Genomic DNA, 18,965 nt, shown 5'->3' on the forward strand with positions numbered 1-18,965 from the left:
TGGCTTTTCCTTCAAAGGCGCTTGTCAATTTTCCAGATTTTTCTTAACGTCAGACCCAGCTTTGACCCCAAATTTTAACCTTTTTGTGAAAGAGTCTAACCATGACGTTAGCCACTCGTGCGTTTGCATGCCTTTTTTTAGGCCTTACACCGGTTTTCGCTGCGGCCGCAGAGGATTTGCGTCTGAATCACATTCAGATCAAAGGGACTCATAACAGTTATCACCAGCAGGGCCTGATCGCCTGGCACGCCAGCCATAAGTATACGCATCTCTCCCTGAGCGATCAGCTGGAAAAGCGCGGCATACGAGCCTTTGAGCTGGACGTGCATCGGCCGCTCTTCGGCTCTGACCTCGAGGTCTATCACATCGCAGCGGTCGATTCGAAAAGCACCTGCTCCAAATTCAAGGATTGCCTGCGTGAGATGAAAAACTGGTCGGATCAACATCCGAATCATGTCACGATCTTTGTTTGGATCGAGGCCAAGGATTCAACGGGCGGTTTGAAATTTGATAACTTCGACCGAATTGATGAGGAAATTCGGGATATCCTGGGGGATCGACTGATCACTCCGGACGACCTGCAAAACGGTCATGAAACCCTTCAGGCCGCGATTCGAAAGGACGGCTGGCCGCGATTGGATGAGGCGCGCGGCCGTTTCATCTTCCTCCTCGATTCCGATGATCGCACGCCCGATGTTTATCTGGATAACGGCAGTCTTGCAGGACGGGTGATGCTGCCCCGGGCCGGCGAATCCAACCTGAACAGCCCCTGGGCCGTGGTCGCCAAGACCGGTCCTGGCAGTTTCCATACGGCCGCCCTGCAGCGGAATTTTCTGGTGGCCGACAACCTCTGCTCGCCTGAAAATAAAGCGGCCGACTGCCATGCGAAGCTGAACAAAGCGCTGAATGCCGGCACCCAGCTTTTGATGGATGATTTCGAGGGGGATGCTCCGAAACAGAGCCTGGGCGGTTATTACGTGCAGCTGCCTGATCAGTTGACCATTCGCTGCAATCCCATCACCGCCGGAGGCTTCTGCCAGAATCATGAAATTGATCAGGAGTAATTCCCATCAATCCTGATAACGGAGCCGGTCCGACCAGTCGGTATAAACCGGTTCCTCGGGCATTTCCACGGTGAAAATTTCGTTGGATCCGACCGTGGAGGAGCTCAGGAACATGTGATGCTGCCAGTCGCCTGCGGGCTGAATCTGCAGATAAGCATCGCGTCCTTTCAGGGTGTCCTTATCCACAAAATAAATCCGATCCCCATCCTTGAGACAGCCCTTGTGGTCATCGACGATGAAGAGACGCAGTTGGTTCGAGCTGTCATTTTCCTTCAAATAATAGCCGTAATTCCCCTTGAAACCGAGATACCAGTTCCAATAATGGCCAGGGTGCAAATGGGATTGCAGCTGCACGAAATCGCCGGAAAGAATGCAGAACGCATGTTTCGCCGGGTACCAGTTATCGAGGCGAAAGGCGGTCTCCGGGCCCGCTTGATCGCTGCCCAGCGTCAGCCAGTCATCGGCCCGCGAGGGATTGCCGCTGATCAGGCGGCCGCTCGCCTCATGCCGCAGATGGACGGTATCATAGGGCCTGTTTTCCGGGCGAAAGCTCTGCGTGGGCGTGCGTTCATCGGCATAGGCAAAGGCCATGATCGGATAATGATCCGAGTATTCCTGATAGTAGTAATTCCCTTCCGCCCAGCGGGGTGAAGGAATATCCAGCGACTGATTATGCCAGTAGCTGGGACGGGCGTGGCGCGCGGAGACGAAGATATAGTCCAGGTATTCCGCCTTTTCATAGTCCGGATACTGGATAAAGGCCAGCCCATTGCTGATGGGATCCCAGCTGGTGTCATGTCCTGCATAGCTGTCCGGTTCCAGGACCTCCAGGCGCTGCAGCATGTCGTGATACTCGGGCGTATCCTTGATGACATTCAAATCGCCACCAATAAAGACGATCTCATCCGCGGGGATATTCCTGCTGGTGAGAAACGCATGGATGGCATCGAACTGGCTGGCGCGCACGGCCGCGTCGGACTTCACGCAATCCCGCGCCTCGCTCTGGGCATGCGTGCCGATCACATGGTACGGACGCCCGTTTTTATTCACCTTCACATAGATAAAACCCTTGCGGGAAAGGCCGTCGGTGCCACAGCTGTCGTCATAGATATATTGCACGCGTTCAAGGATGGGCCAGCGTGAAACGATCGCCACGCCGCCATTTCCCAGGGTCAGCGGGCGAAAGGCGCCGAGTGAGGCATCCCAGGTGTTGAACGGCGACGCCAGGATCGGAGTCTGGTGAGGGTACTCCTCCTTCAAATTGTTCAAAAGAGTGGCAGATGGCCCGGCTTCAAAGAGTTCATTGAGGATGATGAGGTCCTGGCCCTTGGAAAATTCGGTCTGGCTGATAAGTTCCGCGCGGGTCTGCTGGCCATACGGAGCAATGATTTTGGGGAGGAAAAGGACATTGAAACTCAGGAGCCGGAAGTCATCCGGGTAAGACGGGGCAGCCTGAAGCTGGGTCAGGCCAAGGATACAGCCGAGCAGAAAAGCCCAACGCGTTTTTCCAACCATGTTCTGGTCCTTTTGGTGATGATGTGAGTTGCCAAAGCTGCCAGGATCATAAAGGTAAGCGTGGTATTTTGCAAAAAGACCCGATTCACATTTCGTACATCGAGCCCGGTTCACTCCCCTTTTCGACCCCGCTTTTTCAGGTTTCCCGGTTTTTCTGTTCATTTTGTGAGCAGATTGAAAGGTGTTCGTGATTCCTGCCTTAATATTGGGCATAATCGTGATCAGAATGGATTTCAGACCCCTCCAGGTGATCTTTAAACCCCCTCTTCCTCTGTATGTAGTTAAAATCATTTGGTAATACGTGATTTCAAACTCATCCAAAATACAGGTGTATTTTGATCGCCTGGGGAGGGGGAATCAGAGAAATCCGGGGACGTGATGAAAAAGAGGGCAATGTTGCATATCCTATATTCAGCAACACACACAAAAACACTGTTGTTGTATAGAATTTATAACGTAACACTGAAATTGTTGTGTTGATGAATGCTGTGGTTTCGCTTTGACACATTTTTGAACAAAAAGTCCCTTCCGTGAGCGCTCCGCGCCGGGCACAATCGGAAAATCGAAACCGGGAGGGCCCAGCAGCATGGATGATCGCGCAAAAAATAAACAGAAAACCCAGGGGCAGGGGGCCTCCGCGGCGGAAAAGGGGACCGATGGCCGTTATGCTCTGGCCCTGCGGGCCATCAAAATCCTGGAGGAGGCTGGCTACGAAGCCCGGCTGGCGGGCGGCTGCGTGCGGGACCGTCTGCTCGGCATTCAGCCGAAGGATTATGATGTCGCCACCACCGCCGTCCCCAATCAGATTTGCACAGTTTTTAAACAGAAAAACATCAAGGTCGTCCCCACCGGCATCGACCATGGAACAATTACGGTCGTCATGGCGGGACAGGGCATGGAAGTCACCAGCCTGAGACGGGATGTCTCCACCGATGGAAGGCGCGCCACGGTTGCTTTTGGCAGCACCTTCGAAGAGGATGCCGAACGGCGGGACTTCACCTTCAATGCCATGTATGAGGACGCCCAGGGGCGTATCTACGATTATTTTGGCGGGCAGGAGGACCTGAAGCAGGGCCGCCTGCGTTTTGTGGGAGAGGCCGAGCAAAGAATCCGTGAGGATTACCTCCGCATCCTGCGCATGTTTCGCTTCTGGTCCCGCTTTGGCTTTCAGCCTGATGCCGCAACCCTTGAGGCCTGTCGCACCGAAGGGCAGGGCTTGCGCATCGTGAGCCAGGAACGGATTACGAACGAACTCTTGGAAACCCTGGGAGGCGATCACGTCGGTCCGCCTTTGAAGGCCATGGCGGAGACCGGAATCCTGGAGCTGGTGCTGGGCGTCCGGGAACTTCCCGAGACCCTGCTGAACACGCTGGATGCCTTACAAATAAGCAGAAAAGAGGAGAGGGGACCGGCCCGGCTGGGCCTGATCCTGATGCAGCGCTTGGGTCGGGATGCAAAACTCCTGGAAGAAGCCATGCAAAACCTGCGTTTATCGCGCAGTGTTCAGCAAAAGGTTCTCCTTTCCCTCTTTGTTCCGCTGGATCAACTCGGTCAGGATCCGGGGGTCTGGATGGAACACATCGATCTTTGGGAAGCCCAGGGGGCATCCTTCCTGGAAACCCTGCTTCCGCTATGGCGTGTGATGTATCCCGATCAAAAAGCGGTATTGGATCAGCTGGAGGGAATCGAATCCCGGTTCGGCCATCGACGCCGAAGCAAGGTTCCTTTGGACGGGCAGGCTCTGATCACCCAGTGCGGCGTGAAAGCAGGACCGGAACTGGGGCTTCTCCTTCAGGACCTGAAAAAACGCTGGCGTCTGGGTGAGTGGCAGACTCCGGAAGAGGGCCTGCAGCTCGCCCGCCAACTCATCAGCGAGCCAAGGGAGAAGCCGTCCTCTCCCTGACAAGGAGTTGGAATTAAAAATCGGTTCGGAGGTTCGCGTAGATCGAGGTCACCTTGTCCTTGGTACTGGGGACTTCACCCGTTAGCATTCCTGCAGCGTAATCAGGCTTGGAATCCATCAGCCCTAAGCGCAACTTGATGTTGGCGTTAATGGGCTGGGTATAAAAGATGTGGCTGCCCTTGCCGCGCTGGACGTAAAAACCTATGGGGTCGCGGTTGGAAGCTTCGAACTGCAGAGAATTCTTGTCAGCGTCATAAATCTCATAACCAATCAAAGGATGATTCATGGACTTCACGGGCAGAGTATAGGTCAGACCCGTGAGATTGATGGCGCCTTCCACCGTCGCATCCGGTTTCGCGGCACCGATGCCATAGGTCACACCCGGAGCGACGGTCACGCCGCCCTCGTTGACAACTTTGGTTTTCGCATAGGACTCATAAACGGTCAGGCCGAGGGACGCAATGTCCTTCACTTCCACATAGAGGGCGTTGATTGAGTAATCAATCTTCCAGCCGGGCATCATTTTAAAATCTTTGAACTGAAAACCCTGATAGATGGCCGTGATGTTTTGCGCCAGGCCGGATCCATCCCAGCTATAGTCCAGCATCCACGACGTCAAGGGGGTGGTGCTGGATTTGAAGGTTCCTGTGCCGACGCCTCCCACTTCAATCTCGGAAGGAGTAAAGACGTCGACACCCGTGGCTCCATTCGTAACATCAATATGGGATAACGGAGTGTAGACGAGACGGGCCGAGAGCTGCTGTGTGGCGCTGCCCAACGGAATATTGTAGGTTAAAGCGTAGCCGTCCAGCGACGAGGAATAGACCTGACGTGGATAGGAACCCTGACGGGAGAGACCATCCCAAAGATGTCCGGGAGGTCCATCCAGAGTCGGCAGCCGTCCCGCGGAGAACGTCAGCCCATCCAGGATTCCGTAATTGATGAAGAGGCGTTCCACGCGCAACTCGTTATTGGCATAAGGACGTCCCAGGCTGCCCGTGGTCCCCGACAGTTTGCCAAAATTATTGAACACACTGGAATAGGCAAAACGTCCAAAGATCGAGACGTTCGGCAGCGGCTGGGATTTGAAATCAATCCCTGCCAGATTTCGGCTCAGGTTCATTCTGGTCTTGTCGCCGCCTTCAGGTTTGAAAGTCACCTGATCATAGCGCGTTTCAAAGAAACCGTTCCAGCTTAAGGTATTGGCATAACTCTGATACTCCAGAGCTTCCACACGCCTGGCAAGATCGTCTTCCGCTGCCAGGGCCATGCTGCCAGGAACCGTGCACAAAGTTAGGAGGAGAAACTGCTTCATGAACATTCTTCCTTTATGGATTAACCACCAATGTTACTGCCTTGCTTCTTGCATGTGACCTTGCAACCTTCGCCAACATCAACCGTGGAACTGATGCACAGCGTGAACTGCACAATCGTTCCTGTCCGGCCGGGAGTGGCCAGCGCTTCCGCTTTGTCCTTGGGAAGTTTGCATTGATCCATCACCGCCTTGGCCAGATCCTCCTTGGGATCGGCCGTAGCAGTTGAGCTGATTGAGCTGAGAAGCCAGCTCAAACCAACCACGACTTGACACCACTTCATGAAATACCTCCGATAGGAAATAAGACAAACCGGTCCCAAGCCGTTCACAAAGAACAGCCTCACGAAACGGTGAATGCATTGAAACGCAAGCGATTCCGGTAATATTTATGCTGTATTAAATTATAAAATCTTATGACAGCGACATGATGCGGCGCAAGCAAACCCTGGCTTGATTTGCGTGAAGTTTTCGTCACAGCGTTGGAAGGCGAACTCTCAAGGACTTTTTGTAAGGAACCGGCAGGCCAGGCTCTGCTTTGTCTGCGTCTGGGTCTTAACTTGTAAAACAATGGTAAAACCTGCGTGCAACACATGGGAAACACTGATGTCCTGCCCTATACTGACCGAAGAGAGAAGAAGACTCAGTGCTGGAAGGAGATCATCTATGCAAGTCGCCGCACAACAAATAGGGCAGACACAAACCGGGCCGACGACAGAGGCCACGAGCAGACAAATCGATTGGGTAGGGTCCATTCCCTTTATCCTGATGCATATCGCCGCCTTGTGCGCGTTTTTCTGGGAATTCAATAGCCAGATATTTTGGCTTGTGTTCGCTTCCTATTATGTCCGCATGATTGCCGTTACGGCCGGTTATCATCGGTATTTTTCTCACCGAACCTATAAGACCTCACGGGTTATGCAATTCATTATCGCCTTCATGGCCCAAACTTCGGCTCAGAAGGGTGCCCTCTGGTGGGCCGCGAATCACCGCCACCATCATAAGCATTCGGACAAGGAGGAGGACCTCCATTCCCCTGAGAAGCATGGTTTCTGGTGGGCTCAGGTGGGTTGGATCATGAGTCCCTGTTCGGTCCCTACGCAATGGAAATGGATCCAGGACTTTGCCAAGTATCCGGAGCTGGTCTGGCTGAACAAGTATCATCTTGTACCCCCAACGATCTATGCCGTGGCGCTTTGGTTGATCTTTGGTTGGGCTGGCCTCTTCTGGGGCTTCTTCTTCTCGACGATGCTTCTTTTTCACGGAACCTTTGTGATCAACTCCCTGACTCATATGTTCGGACGCATCCGTTACCGTTCGGGTGATGGCAGTCGCAACAGTTTCCTCCTGGCTTTGATTACCTGTGGTGAAGGCTGGCATAACAATCATCACTACTACCAAGCGACTGCCAACCAGGGCTGGTTCTGGTGGGAGATAGACCTTTCGTATTACACACTGAAAGTCGCTTCCTGGCTGGGATTGGTTTGGGACCTTCGGAAGCCACCCGCCCATATCAAGGCCAAGACCATTGCCGCGGAAAGCAAGCCCGCAGCGGCCTGAAGGCTGCAGCGCGGTCGTTCGTTCGTCAAGAATTCTCAAGTTTTCGCGCTCGGGACTGCTCGGAAAGAAAACGCCGCTCGATGTTGCATCGAGCGGCTTTATTTTTGTTCAATCAGGCCAGCAGCGGCAAACGTCACGCACAGCTCATGCCGCAATTGACTTCCCGCCGATCTTTACTTTATAAACAAACAACTTTTCAAATTTGCACCAATCTTATGAGGAGTCTAAGGTGGGTAGACGTTTGTTGCGATCTCATCGCTTGGCGTTCGCTGTCTCAGGCGGACTGGCTACGGGAACCTTGCTCATGCCGATGGCACGCGCTCAGGAGCCGGAACCGGTCACCAAAGAGGCGGATTCCACAGCGGTCGAGAAAAAGGCTGATAAAAGGTCCGAGCGTATCCAGGTTACAGGCTCCCGCATCAAGCGTGTCGATGTGGAAGGCGTATCCTCTGTCATCCAAATCGATAGTGAAGCCATTCAGAAGTCGGGCGTGTCCTCGGTTTCGGAACTGATGCAGAACCTGTCGGTTTCCATTGACGGCTCCTACAGCAGCTATTCGGTCGAAGATAAACGCGGCACGGTCATGAACGTGAACCTGCGCGGTCTTGGCCCGGAGAACACTCTGGTTCTCCTCGACGGACGGCGCCTGCCGGATGAAGGCGGCGAAGGTATCGTCGACCTTTCCGTGATTCCTGTCGCCGCGATCGAGCGCATCGAAGTGCTGAAGGATTCCGCTTCGGCCATCTATGGTTCCGATGCCACCGGTGGCGTGGTCAACATCATCACCAAAAAGGACTTTGAAGGCAGCGCAGTTTTTGCCCGTGCCAGCCAGCCCCAGGCAGGTGACGGCGGTGTCGGCACTCAATTTTCCTATACCTCCGGCGTGTCCCGGGATAACTACCGCAATCTCACCGTACTGGATTACCAGCATCGGGAGCCGATTTATTACCGCGATCGGGAGTGGACCGAGCGCGGTTTGAGTATCTATGCTTTCCCCGCCAACCTTCAGACGGTTGGACTTCCGCTGCAGGCGCATCCCAACTGTGCCGATAATCCCGATAAACTGTCGGAAGAGGGTCGGACCCTCTGCGCCTATAACTATGGCGAGACCAGCGCGTTCTCATCCGAGTTCACGCAGATCAGTTTCCTCAACAACTTTGAGTATCGCCTCAACGATAACATCAGTCTCTTTTCGAATATCCGGGCCAATCGCAACACCAACCTTTGGAACCAGGCGCCCAATGCGGGTGAGTTCACCATTCCTCAAGCCATTGCCGCGGCTCGCATGGATGAACTGAAGCTCGCGCAGTTGGGCCTGACCACCGTGGAAGGCAATGTCGACGTTTATTATCGCGGTGTGCCCTGGGGCCTTCGTCGCTTTGAAGAGGAAAACACCGTCATGGGCGGTAACCTCGGTGTGCGCGGGGAAATCGGTGATAGCTGGCAATGGGAAGCGGTGGTGGGCCGCACCGAAGGCAAGAAGGATCAGGTGAACCCCACCGGGTACATGCTGAAAAGTGAGCTCGTGGCTGCGGTGGCGACTGGAGAATTCAATCCTTTCGAAACCAATCTCGCCGATCCCGGTCTGGCAGCTGTGGTCAACCGTGCGGCTTATCAGCCTTTCGTCATCACCGAAACGCAGATGATAACTTACGATGCCAACACCTCGGGCGAACTCTTCGATCTGCCCGGCGGAACTGCGGCTCTGGCTGTGGGTGTCAACCGCATTGAGCAGGATTACCGAAAACTCATTGATGCCCAATCCGAAAACGACAACGTCTTCGGTATCGTGAATGATCAGGGTGATCAAGGCGAACGTCAGGTCAATGCGGTTTATGCCGAGGTCAGCCTGCCTGTGCTCAAGGAAGTGGAATTGCAAGCCGCTGTGCGTCATGACCAGTACAGCGACTTTGGTGGCACCACCAATCCCAAGTTCGGTTTCAAATATCGTCCGATCGATCGCCTTCTGTTCCGCGGCAGCGCGGCCACAGGTTTCAAAGCGCCCAGTCTGCGTCAGATCTATAAGGGCAAGTCCGTGGCCCTGAATAACCTGAACGATACGATCCTTTACGCGGGTCAGGACGAAATCCCCCTCACGACCGAAGTGGAAATCGAGACCGAGGGGAATCGGGACCTGCAGGAGGAAACCTCGCTGTCCTATAGCTTTGGTGTCGTGGCCGATCCTTTCGAGGGTTTTTCGGTCGGAGCTGACTACTGGTACATTCAAATTGATGACATCGTCCAGGACATGGATGCCCAAAGGGTGGTGGATGCCATTGCCAGCGGCCAGACCATTGAAGGTGTCCAGGTGATTCGCGCGGGGAACGATCCCAACGGACGTTTGGAACGCCTCGTTCTCCCCACCAGGAACCTGGGAGAATCGGAAAACTCCGGTATTGATACCATGGCCGAATATCGCTTCCGTGCTGGAGCCACCCGGGCTTCCATCGGTACGGAATACTCCAGGAAATTCTATACCCGCCTGGTTCCATTCCCTGGCCAACCCCAGGTGGATGTGCTGGGAGAGCGCGGAAAACCTGCCTGGCGGATGGTCAACACCGGAACCGTGGCCTTTGGCAATCAAGCCTTCCTCGTGCGCAATAACATCATTGCCAAGCAGGAATCGGCTCTTGATCCCAATCTCGACATTGGAAGCTTCACCACATACGACGCTCAGTATTCCTGGGCCCATCCCTGGAACGGTTCGATTGCGCTCGGTGCCTTGAACGTATTCGACACGGACTTCCCTCGGGATGAAAGTCAACGCGCGGGCGACGATACCCGCGTAAAGGAACTCTACTCACCTGATGGTCGCGTACTTTACGTGAACCTGAACCAGGTGTTCTAAAGATTCCTGGACATACGGGGGTCGGCTCAGGCCGGCCCCTTTTTAATTGACTGAAAAATTACCGTATTTTCCCCTGTGTTTTCAACGGGCGGCAAGATCGCCTTAAGCCTCCCCTTTATTTTGTCCGAGAGAGAAGGGAAAAATCACTCAGGGGATCACCTTGGTTAGGTTTCATATATTTATAGGCACCCTTCTCGCTGGCACGATGTTGAACCTTGGCTGTCATCCACAAAGGACAGACGCGCCAGGGGACCTGCCGGCCATCTTCCCTCATGCGGCGCGCGCTTTGGGACCGTTTTCCATTCATCTGGAAACAAGTCGTGATACCAACGTGTTATCGGAAGCCCGCATGAAAGTGGAACAGAGTTCCGCAGGGAAACATGTGACCGTGCAGTTGAAGATGATTCCCAGTCGGGAGCAGGTGACTTTGAGCTTCGTGCATCAGAGTCAGGCTCAGACAGGGAAGACCGCGGATCAACCCTTCGACCCATCCCGCTGCATGCCCTTGGCTACGGACTCCATGCTTTCGCTGCCCGAACAGCAAACGGCGCCGCTTCAAGATACGGCTGCCCTCTTGCATATTCCCCTGCCCCGCTCGATTCGCGATGCCAAGGACATTCAAGTCTCCGGCGTCGGTCATACGTGGGCCATTGCCCAGGACGCCCTGGTCTGGCATTCCAGCCACGAAACGCAGCATATCGCCTTGAGCTGGACGCGGGAGAATGTGCCCCAGATTCGCTATCCCTTGAAATCAGCGCAGCCACCGCAAAATCTCCGGGCCCGGCGGGTCGAGCAGGGGCAGGAAGTCAACATTCCGGTGCAATGGCAGGATGGTTTCGTCTGGATTCAGTCCGAGGATGTGAGGCCTGGTGCCTGGCTGGAACTTCGCTATGATCTTCCCGGCCAGGACGCAACCTTCACGTTGCCGCAAATGCCGGTCTTTGGAAACATGAACCTTCTGGCTTTACAGGTCAATTGCCCGCGTGAGTCCTTTCTTTTGGAACGTTCGGAACTCAGCTGGTCCTGTCCGCCAGCCCAGGGATCCTTATGGGCCACGTCCTATTCCTATAATCATGTGAACGGCGCCTGGAATTTCGCCGACTGGCCGGAACTGGAACATCAGGCGCCTGCATCCGTAGCAGCGTACTGGGATGCCGGGGAAAAACTGGAAGTGGAATCCCACGGGCGGAGTCATGTTCTGCCGAATATTCCAGCCGAAGCGTCCCGCCTCTGTCTGCACGCGACCTGGTCGTCAGACCCTTCGCACTAAACCATGCCCATGACCTTCAGGCAAATGAAGTTCCGCACGACCTGCATGCCATGGGCTATCCTCGGTCACGCGTTCTTTAAAAAAGAACGGTGTATCGAGATCTGCATAACTGATGGCCTCGGTCGCACAGGCAATTTGCAGCGATAATCCCATCGCCACTTCACTCTCCAGCATGCCACCGATCATCAAAGGACAGCCCGAACGCTGAGCCAGCGCGATGATGCGCAACGATTCCTCGATTCCGGATTTCATGATCTTGATGTTCACAACCGGTTTCACCCCAAGCTCCAGAAGACGCCAAAGATCCTTCGACGTCCGGACGGTTTCATCCGCGCAGATGGGGATCGGCAGCTTCTGCGAGAGGCCGGCGAGCCCGGAAAAGTCATCATCCGGCAGCGGCTGCTCAAAAAACAAGGGATGGATATTCATGCTCTGCAAACGCTGAACCAGGGTCACGGCATTGGCTGCGGAAAAACCCTGGTTGCCGTCCAGGATATACCGGGTGGCGGCCGGAACCAGCTGGGTCAGCGCCCGAATCATGGCGAGGTCCTGTTCGATCTGCCCCGAGACTTTGACTTTGATCGTAGGAAAGTCAAAATTGCGATAAATATCCCAGAAGGCACTGATAGCGTGCGGCTCCATGATCGGCAGAGTGATGTCCGTGACGAGCCGGGACTGCCGTCCGCTGCCCCAAAGCCTGGTGAGCGGCTTCTCCAATTCCCGCGCATGCAGGTCCCACAGCGCGCCTTCCACGCCGACGAATCCCGTGATCGACTGGGTAACGGCCTCCTGCTTGAGGCGGCGCAGCCGCTCCAGGGCTTTCTGCGTGGTGCAACCGTGAATTTCATCCAGGAGCCCGCGCGCGACGTCTGCCGCCGTGGTCATGGTATCGTGGGTCAGGGTTGGGAAGGGAGCGCACTCGCCCAGGCCGACCAGACCATCTTCATTTTTGACTTCCACCAGAACAATCCCGGCGGCAGACATACTTTCCCGTGAGATAGTAAAGGGCACATGAATCGGAATTTCCAAAGGGTAAAGACTGCTGGAAACAACTGCAGGATGAACAGCATGTTCAGGGGGCACCGAAATCTCCGTTATTCATTCACAATCCAATTTATTTTCCCACGTTGCCCGAAAAGCTTCCAGCGGGATCTTGCCCCCTGCTCATGCCTTCGTTTCAATGACCCGGCGTGGAATGCCGCTCATGGTCAAGCATGCTGTCCAGCACTTCACCGGCCAGGGCATGATCGCGGACGTGGCCCGAAAGATCGGAAAGCGTGAGGATACCCACCAATCTCTTGTCACGATTCAGTACGACCAAACGACGAATCTGCTTCACTTGCATCAGGCGGGCCGCTTCCAGCTCATCCTGGTCCTCAAAGATGTACACAATATCACGGCTCATGACATCGCGTACGGGCGTGTTATCAGGATTGAGACCCTGCGCGATCGCCCTGGTGGCAATATCACGATCGGTGACGGCACCTAGAATTTTTTCACCATCGGTCACGGGAATAAAACCAATATCGCTGTCACGCATGATCTCACAGGCTTTGCGCACGTCGGTTTCCGGACTGATCAGGACAGTTTCCTGGGTCATCATTTCAGAGATCTTCATCGAATGATTCCTCCAATTCAAATGAAACCAAGTCCTGGTCTTTCATAGCAACAAAACGCGAACCCGTATCTGGCTTATATTATGTAAGACAGTTAAGCATATGGTGCACCCCATTTTGGAGAGCTAAATGTGGTGGCAGCCTTACGTGTTTTAAGCCGGCTGCATCTCATTTATCATGGAGATACCCGAGAGGAGCCCAGCATGACGAAAACACGGCAGCCTTTGATCCTGGTTGTTGAGGATGACGACGCCTGCAGGGATCTCATGGAGGAGATCCTCACCATGAATGGGTATGCGGTGCGCGTGGCTTGCAATGGCTTGGAAGCTTTGAAAACGCTGGAATTGGAGCAACCGGATCTCATTCTGCTCGACGTGAAGATGCCTGTGATGAACGGCTGGGAATTCAGTCGCCGGATGAGAGCGGAACAAAGACCTCACGTGACCACGATGATCGTCTCCGCGGCGGAAGACATTCAGGCGCGCGCTCAGGAAATCGGAGCCGACAACTGGCTGGAAAAGCCTTTCGAACTGGAGAACCTGCTCGCCAAGGTCGAGCTCATGCTCAAGAGAGTTTGATCCTATTCGGGAACCAGAATGGAAGGGGTTTCATCAAAACGCCGACTGGCCCGTTCCACGATACGCTGTGCCACAGCACGAGCCTGACCGGGTTCGCAGATACCCACGATCGATCCCCCAAAGCCACCGCCCGTGAGTCTGGCGCCGAAAACCTGCGGCTCGCGCATCGATTCCTCAACAAGAATATCGATCTCCTGAACGGAAACTTCATAGTCATCGCGCATCGAGGCATGCGACGCCTGCATCAGTCGTCCGAGTTCCTTCATATCACCCTTCTGCAGAGCCTGCACAGCATCCAGGACCCTCTGGTTTTCGGTCACCACATGCCGGGCCCGCTTCTGATAAAGTTCCGGCAGCTGGGACAGACGATCAGAGCTCTCGACATCGCGCAGTTGTTTTACGCCCAGAAGATGACAGGCCTCTTCGCATTCGGAACGCCGGCTGTTGTAACCTCCGCCTTCCATCAGACGATGCCGCACGCCCGAGTTGATGACGAAAAGATCCATCCTGTCCCAGGGCAGGGCGATGAGCCGCGAACTCAAATCGCGCGTGTCTAAAAACAAGGCATGCTCCTGATCCCCGAGGCTGATGGCCATTTGATCCATGATGCCGACCCGTGCTCCGACAAATTCATTTTCCACCCGTTGGCAAAGGAGCGCGATCTGCACATCATTCAAATCCAACGAAAAGGCCTGACGAATGGCTCGTGAAAAAGCGACCAGCAGGGCGGCGCTGGACGAAAGTCCGGCTCCCATCGGCACATGCGAGCTGATCATCGCATCAAAACCCTGAATTTTTATGCCTTCACGTGCATAAAGCCAGGTGAGGCCCTGAACGTAATCCCCCCACCCGTCCTTCGCATGTTCCTCACCCAGAAGGAAATGAAAACGACGCAAGTTCCCATCCCGATCCATGGTCGCCAGTTGCACCTTGCTGTCACTCCGTGGCGCCAGATGCACAATGGTTTTCTGCGGGATCAGGGTCGGCAGGACAAAGCCACCGTTGTAATCGGTATGTTCGCCGATGAGATTCACGCGGCCAGGAGCCTCTGCCATGCACGCGGGAGGACGCTCATAGAGCTTTTGAAAGGCTGTTTTCATAGTTTCACCAGAAAGTCAGGACGTTTCCGATCCGCAAACTCAAATGTCGGCCAACGCGGATCGACCGTGAGAATATCCGTCTGTGAACCACGAATCAGGATCGTATCTTCAATCTTGCCGCCTTTGACGCTCGGATTCCAGGCCAGGGCTGTGTTATCCGTGATTGGATCCGTGCTTTGCGGTGACACCAGCTCCTCGCGGGACAGATACCCGGTGGGGCCACCCTGATGATGACGCGAAGGCTCATCCGCATAGCCCATGCTTTCATAACTCGCGACCATCTTTTCATAGATCTTGCTTAACGGCACACCCGGGCGGCTGGCCTGCCAGGCGACAGCTTCCACCTGGGCCAGATCGAGTTTGCGACGTTCATCATCCTTGTCAGGCTTGCGGAAATAAACAAAGCGGGTGAGGTTTGCATAAAGTCCATGGCGTCGCGCGCAGAACACCAGCATCGCCCGACTGCCAAGTTTTTCGCGAGTGGCGACCGGATGCCGATAACGCGGCAAGCGATTTTCACCGCCGGCTATGGTCAAGGCAGGGTGAATCCCGCGTTTCCAAAGGGCTGAAGCCCCGTACGCAACCAGTTCATGTTCGGTCCAGTCCGGTGTCGCCGCTTCCAGCGTCTCAGTCATCGCTTCGGCAGCTTCAAGACAGAGCAGCCGATAGCGATCCTGTTCCTCGGGCATCAGCTCACGTCGCAAAAGCCAGAGATCGCGTGGCAGCGCATACTCCACGCCGCGCGGCCGATCGCTGGCCAAAAGCCCTCCACGGGTTTGATCCAGAATAAAGGCTTTGCGTGAGAAGGGGTCCTGCCAGGGCGCACTCCACACCAGATAGGGCGAAACCGCCTCTTCATTCAGAAAGCGTTCCGCTTCGATGGAATCGGTTAAAATATAAGCATCACGCAGGGTCACCAGAACTTCGGCGACACCGGTTTCCGCAGCGAGCAGAACCGCATTGCAAGCGCCGCCCGTCGCCCAGGCAAACCAATCCGTGCCCCGCAAAAGAAAGCCCGCCATGCCCTGCTTGGCCAGGATCTGGCGCATGGTGGCGAGTTTTTGATCTATCTCATTCAAAAGACACCTCCACCCCCTGCAGCTCCCGGGCCTTCTCCTCCGGCAGGCTATCACTGGCGAACAGGCCCGCGCCGAGTTCCGTTCCTGCCAGAAACTTGAGCCGATCCGAGCTGCGATAAGGAGGACTGAATTCCAGATAAAAATGCGCTTCGGGGTGATCACGCCCATCCGTGGGCGCCTGATGCATGAGCATCAAATAGGGAAAGGGTCGCGACCAGAGCGCATCATATTTCAAAAGAACAGTTTTCAAAGCTCGGGCCAAATCAACCCGTTCATGGTCCTCCATACGATCCATGGTGGGCACCGGACGTTTTGGAGCCACCCAAACCTCATAAGGATAACGGGCGCAGACCGGAACAAATGCCAGCGCATGGGGTCCTTCATAGAGGATGCGAATGCGATCACGCATTTCCCGCGCGATAAAGTCAGCCATCAGGCCGACACCATGTTTTTCAAAGTAGAGCTGTTGCTGGGCGAGCTCGCGGGCCGGGACAGGCGGCACAAAGGGGTAAGCATAGATCTGCCCGTGCGGATGGTGCAGCGTTACGCCCACCTCCACACCGCGGTTTTCAAAAGGCATCACATATTGGATCTGATCCTTTTGCCCAATTTCACGGGTGCGATCCCCCCAGACCTCGAAGAGCAGCACGATATGATCCAGCGGCAGCCGTCCCAGGGTCATGGTGGGATCCTTGGTAAAGACCACGACTTCACAAACGCCAAGCGCTGGAAAGGTTTCCACCCCCGAAATGGTGGGAGGCGGCACAGCCTTTTCGCTCAGCGTGGGAAACATGTTTTCAAACACGGCAACATCATAGTCGCCTTGTGGCAGCTCGGTGGGAAACTCAGGTGAGGACATGGGAGCCAAGGGATTGAATTCCTTCGGCGGCAGAAACGTCCGATTCTGCCGATGCCGTGCATAAGCCACCCACTCACCCCGCAAGGGATGCCAACGCATGTGCGATCCTTCCAGCGACACGGGGTTCAGCTGGGGGCTGGGCGCCACAATGTTGGCATCGATAGGACGCCGACTGTAGAGATAAAGTACGCGGCCATCGGGTTTTGTGAAGCGGCTCTTGTACAACATATCATTCGCATCCCATGTGATGTGGATCGTTCCCGGCATCTTCCAGCGTGACTTCCGTACGATCGCGTTGGAAGCCCCGCGTAACCAATGCCAGAGTTTCCATATCGATCTTGGGTGTACGGTCTGCAAAGAGTAGACCGTTGGCCTCCTGGAAAGTGTCGGTGAACTGGGTGTAGCAGAATCCGCGGAAGATCTTCAGCTGGTGAACCACACTCAGCAGTTCCGTATACTGTTTTTTAAAGTCGTCCGCGGTGCAACTGACCGCATAGCCCCAGGCATTGCTGGTGCCTGGCTTATCTTTCGTGTAAGCGATGCCGCCGAATTCTGTCAGCATGATAGGCTGGTTCTGGCTGCTGTATCCCTCAAGGGTGATCATGCGTCCAGCGGGGCTGCGGCGATTCAGGATTTCGTTCATGGAAATCGCTGGATCGTAGCGTTCCCTGAAGACTTCGGGATGATTGTCATAATCATGGATCCCGATGATGTCGGTGGCTGTACTTTCCCAACCATCATTGCCGATAACGGGCCGCGAAGGATCCAGCGTTTTCGTCAGATGATAAAGGGCCTGCACACAGCTGCGATGCGAGGCTTTTTCCGCCAGATCAGGGACGCCCCAGGACTCATTGAAAGGCACCCAGGTTACGATACAAGGATGGCTGTAGTCGCGATCAATGGCTTCGAGCCACTCCCGCGCGATGCGTTCCACGCCTTCATGCGTAAAGCGATACGCGCTGGGCATTTCCTCCCAGACCAACAGGCCGAGAACGTCCGCCCAGAACAAAAACCGGGGATCTTCAATCTTCTGGTGCTTTCGCACTCCATTGAAGCCCATGGCTTTGACCAGTTCGATATCGCGCTTCAAAGCCTGATCATCAGGTGCAGTCAGGAAACTCTCCGGCCAATAACCTTGATCGAGCACCAGCCGCAGATAATAGGGACGACCGTTCAGCATGAAGTCGCCATGCTGGATGGAAACTGAACGCAGCGCCGTATAGGAATGCATGCGATCGATGCATTCGTTGTTGCACATGAGTTCGATTTGGGCCTGGATCAGCGTCGGCTCCTCCGGATTCCAAAGGATTTCGTTGCGAAAATCATCCACGCCCGGGTCGGAAAGAGCGATCCTGCGGTGCACTTCACCCAGGATCACCTGGTAGCAATCATTGACCAGAACCTGTTCGCCCAAGGTCAGTCGCAAGCGGATCTCAAGGTTTTTATGATTCAGCTGACCTTCCACAAAGGCTTCGAATCCAATCTCCCAGCGCTCCAGGTGAGGCGTCCAACGCACGCGACTGATATACGTTTCAGGGACAGGCTCGAGCCACACTGTTTGCCAAATACCTGTCGTGCGCGGATACCAGATGCTGTGGGGTTCCAGCTGCCAATCCTGTTTGCCACGAGGTTTGGCCAGATCGTGGGGATTGTCCTCGGCCTTCACGGTGAGGACCTGCGGCCCATCAGACCTTAAGGCATGGGTAATATCAAAGCGAAAGGGCGTATGACCGCCCTCATGCATGCCAATATAATGCTGGTTCACCCACACATGGGCGATGTAATCCACCGCTCCGAAATGGAGGATGAGGTGCTCCTTGTTATTGAGGGGAAGTTCGAATTCGCGCTGATACCAGCAGACGGAATGAAATCCCGTGTCCCGGATTCCACTGCGTTCCGTTTCGGGAGCAAATGGAACTTCAATCACATGGTCCCACTGCAGCACATCGGACGGCTGCCGATACTTTTGCTCGTCATCAAAACAAAACTTCCAAGGCCCATTCAGTGAGTGCCAGTGCTTTCTGCAGAACTGAGGCCTTGGATGAGATTGATGCAGATCCAAGTCCAGCGACGTTCTGTACTTCTCCTTCATACTCTGCCCACCATGTGAAAGAAGAAAAATCTACGTTCTCTGGAGAACTGCCAGACATCCAGCGAAAAGATAACACAATGTAAATTGCCAAAACAATAGGACCGCATACGCGGGGCTCTGAACAACTGTATGATCCCCAGGAGTCAATGGGTGAAGATTATGCGTTCCT

Annotated in this window: 15 protein-coding genes; 6 read left to right on the forward strand and 9 right to left on the reverse strand. The window is 54.7% G+C overall.

Features of this window, described 5'->3' with window-relative positions; all coding sequences use genetic code 11:
- Positions 1-101 precede the first annotated feature (101 nt).
- Positions 102-1,064 carry a phosphatidylinositol-specific phospholipase C domain-containing protein gene (locus OLTU_RS15580; RefSeq protein ID WP_141733691.1) on the forward strand — a complete coding sequence of 321 codons (963 nt, stop codon included), beginning with the start codon at positions 102-104 and terminating at the stop codon, positions 1,062-1,064.
- Positions 1,065-1,070: 6 nt separating this feature from the next.
- Here the strand turns inward: OLTU_RS15580 and sph are convergent, their stop codons facing one another.
- Complete coding sequence (sph, locus tag OLTU_RS15585) at positions 1,071-2,579, reverse strand: sphingomyelin phosphodiesterase (protein WP_176736655.1); 1,509 nt, start codon at positions 2,577-2,579, stop codon at positions 1,071-1,073.
- A 586-nt stretch (positions 2,580-3,165) separates the two neighbouring features.
- Between sph and OLTU_RS15590 the strand changes: the two genes are divergently transcribed.
- The gene (locus tag OLTU_RS15590; protein WP_141733693.1) at positions 3,166-4,482 is read left to right on the forward strand and encodes a CCA tRNA nucleotidyltransferase; all 1,317 of its coding nucleotides are present in this window, start codon (positions 3,166-3,168) and stop codon (positions 4,480-4,482) included.
- Between the two features lie 13 nt (positions 4,483-4,495).
- On the opposite strand, the gene OLTU_RS15595 is transcribed toward OLTU_RS15590, so the two are convergent.
- The gene (locus OLTU_RS15595; RefSeq protein WP_176736656.1) at positions 4,496-5,797 is read right to left on the reverse strand and encodes a hypothetical protein; all 1,302 of its coding nucleotides are present in this window, start codon (positions 5,795-5,797) and stop codon (positions 4,496-4,498) included.
- A 20-nt stretch (positions 5,798-5,817) separates the two neighbouring features.
- Entirely contained in the window at positions 5,818-6,078 is a 261-nt protein-coding gene (locus tag OLTU_RS15600) for a hypothetical protein (protein ID WP_141733695.1), read from the reverse strand.
- Between the two features lie 382 nt (positions 6,079-6,460).
- Here OLTU_RS15600 and OLTU_RS15605 point away from each other — a divergent pair, with 382 nt between their 5' ends.
- The 3 genes from OLTU_RS15605 to OLTU_RS15615 all read left to right on the forward strand — a co-directional run bounded on the left by OLTU_RS15605 (position 6,461) and on the right by OLTU_RS15615 (position 11,472).
- On the forward strand, positions 6,461-7,354 hold the full coding sequence (locus OLTU_RS15605; protein WP_141733696.1) for an acyl-CoA desaturase: 894 nt from the start codon (positions 6,461-6,463) through the stop codon (positions 7,352-7,354).
- Between the two features lie 229 nt (positions 7,355-7,583).
- Positions 7,584-10,202 (forward strand): TonB-dependent receptor, encoded by a 2,619-nt coding sequence (locus OLTU_RS15610; protein WP_141733697.1) that lies wholly within the window; start codon positions 7,584-7,586, stop codon positions 10,200-10,202.
- Positions 10,203-10,407: 205 nt separating this feature from the next.
- Positions 10,408-11,472 carry a hypothetical protein gene (locus OLTU_RS15615; protein WP_218110060.1) on the forward strand — a complete coding sequence of 355 codons (1,065 nt, stop codon included), beginning with the start codon at positions 10,408-10,410 and terminating at the stop codon, positions 11,470-11,472.
- Here OLTU_RS15615 and OLTU_RS15620 read toward each other — a convergent pair.
- Together OLTU_RS15620 and OLTU_RS15625 are read right to left on the reverse strand one after the other, a co-directional pair.
- Positions 11,455-12,555, reverse strand: a complete 1,101-nt coding sequence (locus OLTU_RS15620; protein ID WP_141733699.1) for a dipeptide epimerase — start codon at positions 12,553-12,555, stop codon at positions 11,455-11,457. The genes OLTU_RS15615 and OLTU_RS15620 overlap by 18 nt on opposite strands.
- A gap of 94 nt (positions 12,556-12,649) precedes the next feature.
- Positions 12,650-13,090 (reverse strand): CBS domain-containing protein, encoded by a 441-nt coding sequence (locus OLTU_RS15625; protein ID WP_141733700.1) that lies wholly within the window; start codon positions 13,088-13,090, stop codon positions 12,650-12,652.
- Between the two features lie 201 nt (positions 13,091-13,291).
- Between OLTU_RS15625 and OLTU_RS15630 the strand changes: the two genes are divergently transcribed.
- On the forward strand, positions 13,292-13,666 hold the full coding sequence (locus OLTU_RS15630; protein WP_141733701.1) for a response regulator transcription factor: 375 nt from the start codon (positions 13,292-13,294) through the stop codon (positions 13,664-13,666).
- A gap of 2 nt (positions 13,667-13,668) precedes the next feature.
- Here the strand turns inward: OLTU_RS15630 and galK are convergent, their stop codons facing one another.
- Genes galK through OLTU_RS15650 form a run of 4 tightly spaced genes read right to left on the reverse strand, consistent with a single transcriptional unit; the run spans position 13,669 to position 18,796 of the window.
- Positions 13,669-14,766: a galactokinase gene (gene galK, locus OLTU_RS15635; protein ID WP_141733702.1), complete on the reverse strand. Its 1,098-nt coding sequence runs from the start codon at positions 14,764-14,766 to the stop codon at positions 13,669-13,671.
- Positions 14,763-15,845 carry a M24 family metallopeptidase gene (locus OLTU_RS15640; protein ID WP_218110061.1) on the reverse strand — a complete coding sequence of 361 codons (1,083 nt, stop codon included), beginning with the start codon at positions 15,843-15,845 and terminating at the stop codon, positions 14,763-14,765. The genes galK and OLTU_RS15640 overlap by 4 nt, the downstream gene beginning before the upstream one ends.
- Positions 15,838-16,929 carry a galactose-1-phosphate uridylyltransferase gene (galT, locus tag OLTU_RS15645; protein ID WP_439956693.1) on the reverse strand — a complete coding sequence of 364 codons (1,092 nt, stop codon included), beginning with the start codon at positions 16,927-16,929 and terminating at the stop codon, positions 15,838-15,840. Before galT ends, OLTU_RS15640 begins: the two co-directional genes overlap by 8 nt.
- Positions 16,930-16,933: 4 nt before the next feature.
- Positions 16,934-18,796, reverse strand: coding sequence for a glycoside hydrolase family 2 protein (locus OLTU_RS15650; protein WP_141733704.1), 1,863 nt, complete (start codon positions 18,794-18,796; stop codon positions 16,934-16,936).
- Between the last annotated feature and the right edge of the window lie 169 nt (positions 18,797-18,965).

This window comes from Oligoflexus tunisiensis (assembly GCF_001748245.1).
GTDB classification, from domain to species: Bacteria; Bdellovibrionota_B; Oligoflexia; order Oligoflexales; family Oligoflexaceae; genus Oligoflexus; species Oligoflexus tunisiensis.

Coding starts and splice junctions, on each gene's coding strand:
- OLTU_RS15580 (WP_141733691.1), top strand. CDS start 102: ATGACGTTAGCCACTCGTGCGTTTGCATGCCTTTTTTTAGGCCTTACA.
- sph (WP_176736655.1), bottom strand. CDS start 2,579: ATGGTTGGAAAAACGCGTTGGGCTTTTCTGCTCGGCTGTATCCTTGGC.
- OLTU_RS15590 (WP_141733693.1), top strand. CDS start 3,166: ATGGATGATCGCGCAAAAAATAAACAGAAAACCCAGGGGCAGGGGGCC.
- OLTU_RS15595 (WP_176736656.1), bottom strand. CDS start 5,797: ATGAAGCAGTTTCTCCTCCTAACTTTGTGCACGGTTCCTGGCAGCATG.
- OLTU_RS15600 (WP_141733695.1), bottom strand. CDS start 6,078: ATGAAGTGGTGTCAAGTCGTGGTTGGTTTGAGCTGGCTTCTCAGCTCA.
- OLTU_RS15605 (WP_141733696.1), top strand. CDS start 6,461: ATGCAAGTCGCCGCACAACAAATAGGGCAGACACAAACCGGGCCGACG.
- OLTU_RS15615 (WP_218110060.1), top strand. CDS start 10,408: ATGTTGAACCTTGGCTGTCATCCACAAAGGACAGACGCGCCAGGGGAC.
- OLTU_RS15625 (WP_141733700.1), bottom strand. CDS start 13,090: ATGAAGATCTCTGAAATGATGACCCAGGAAACTGTCCTGATCAGTCCG.
- OLTU_RS15630 (WP_141733701.1), top strand. CDS start 13,292: ATGACGAAAACACGGCAGCCTTTGATCCTGGTTGTTGAGGATGACGAC.
- galK (WP_141733702.1), bottom strand. CDS start 14,766: ATGAAAACAGCCTTTCAAAAGCTCTATGAGCGTCCTCCCGCGTGCATG.
- OLTU_RS15650 (WP_141733704.1), bottom strand. CDS start 18,796: ATGAAGGAGAAGTACAGAACGTCGCTGGACTTGGATCTGCATCAATCT.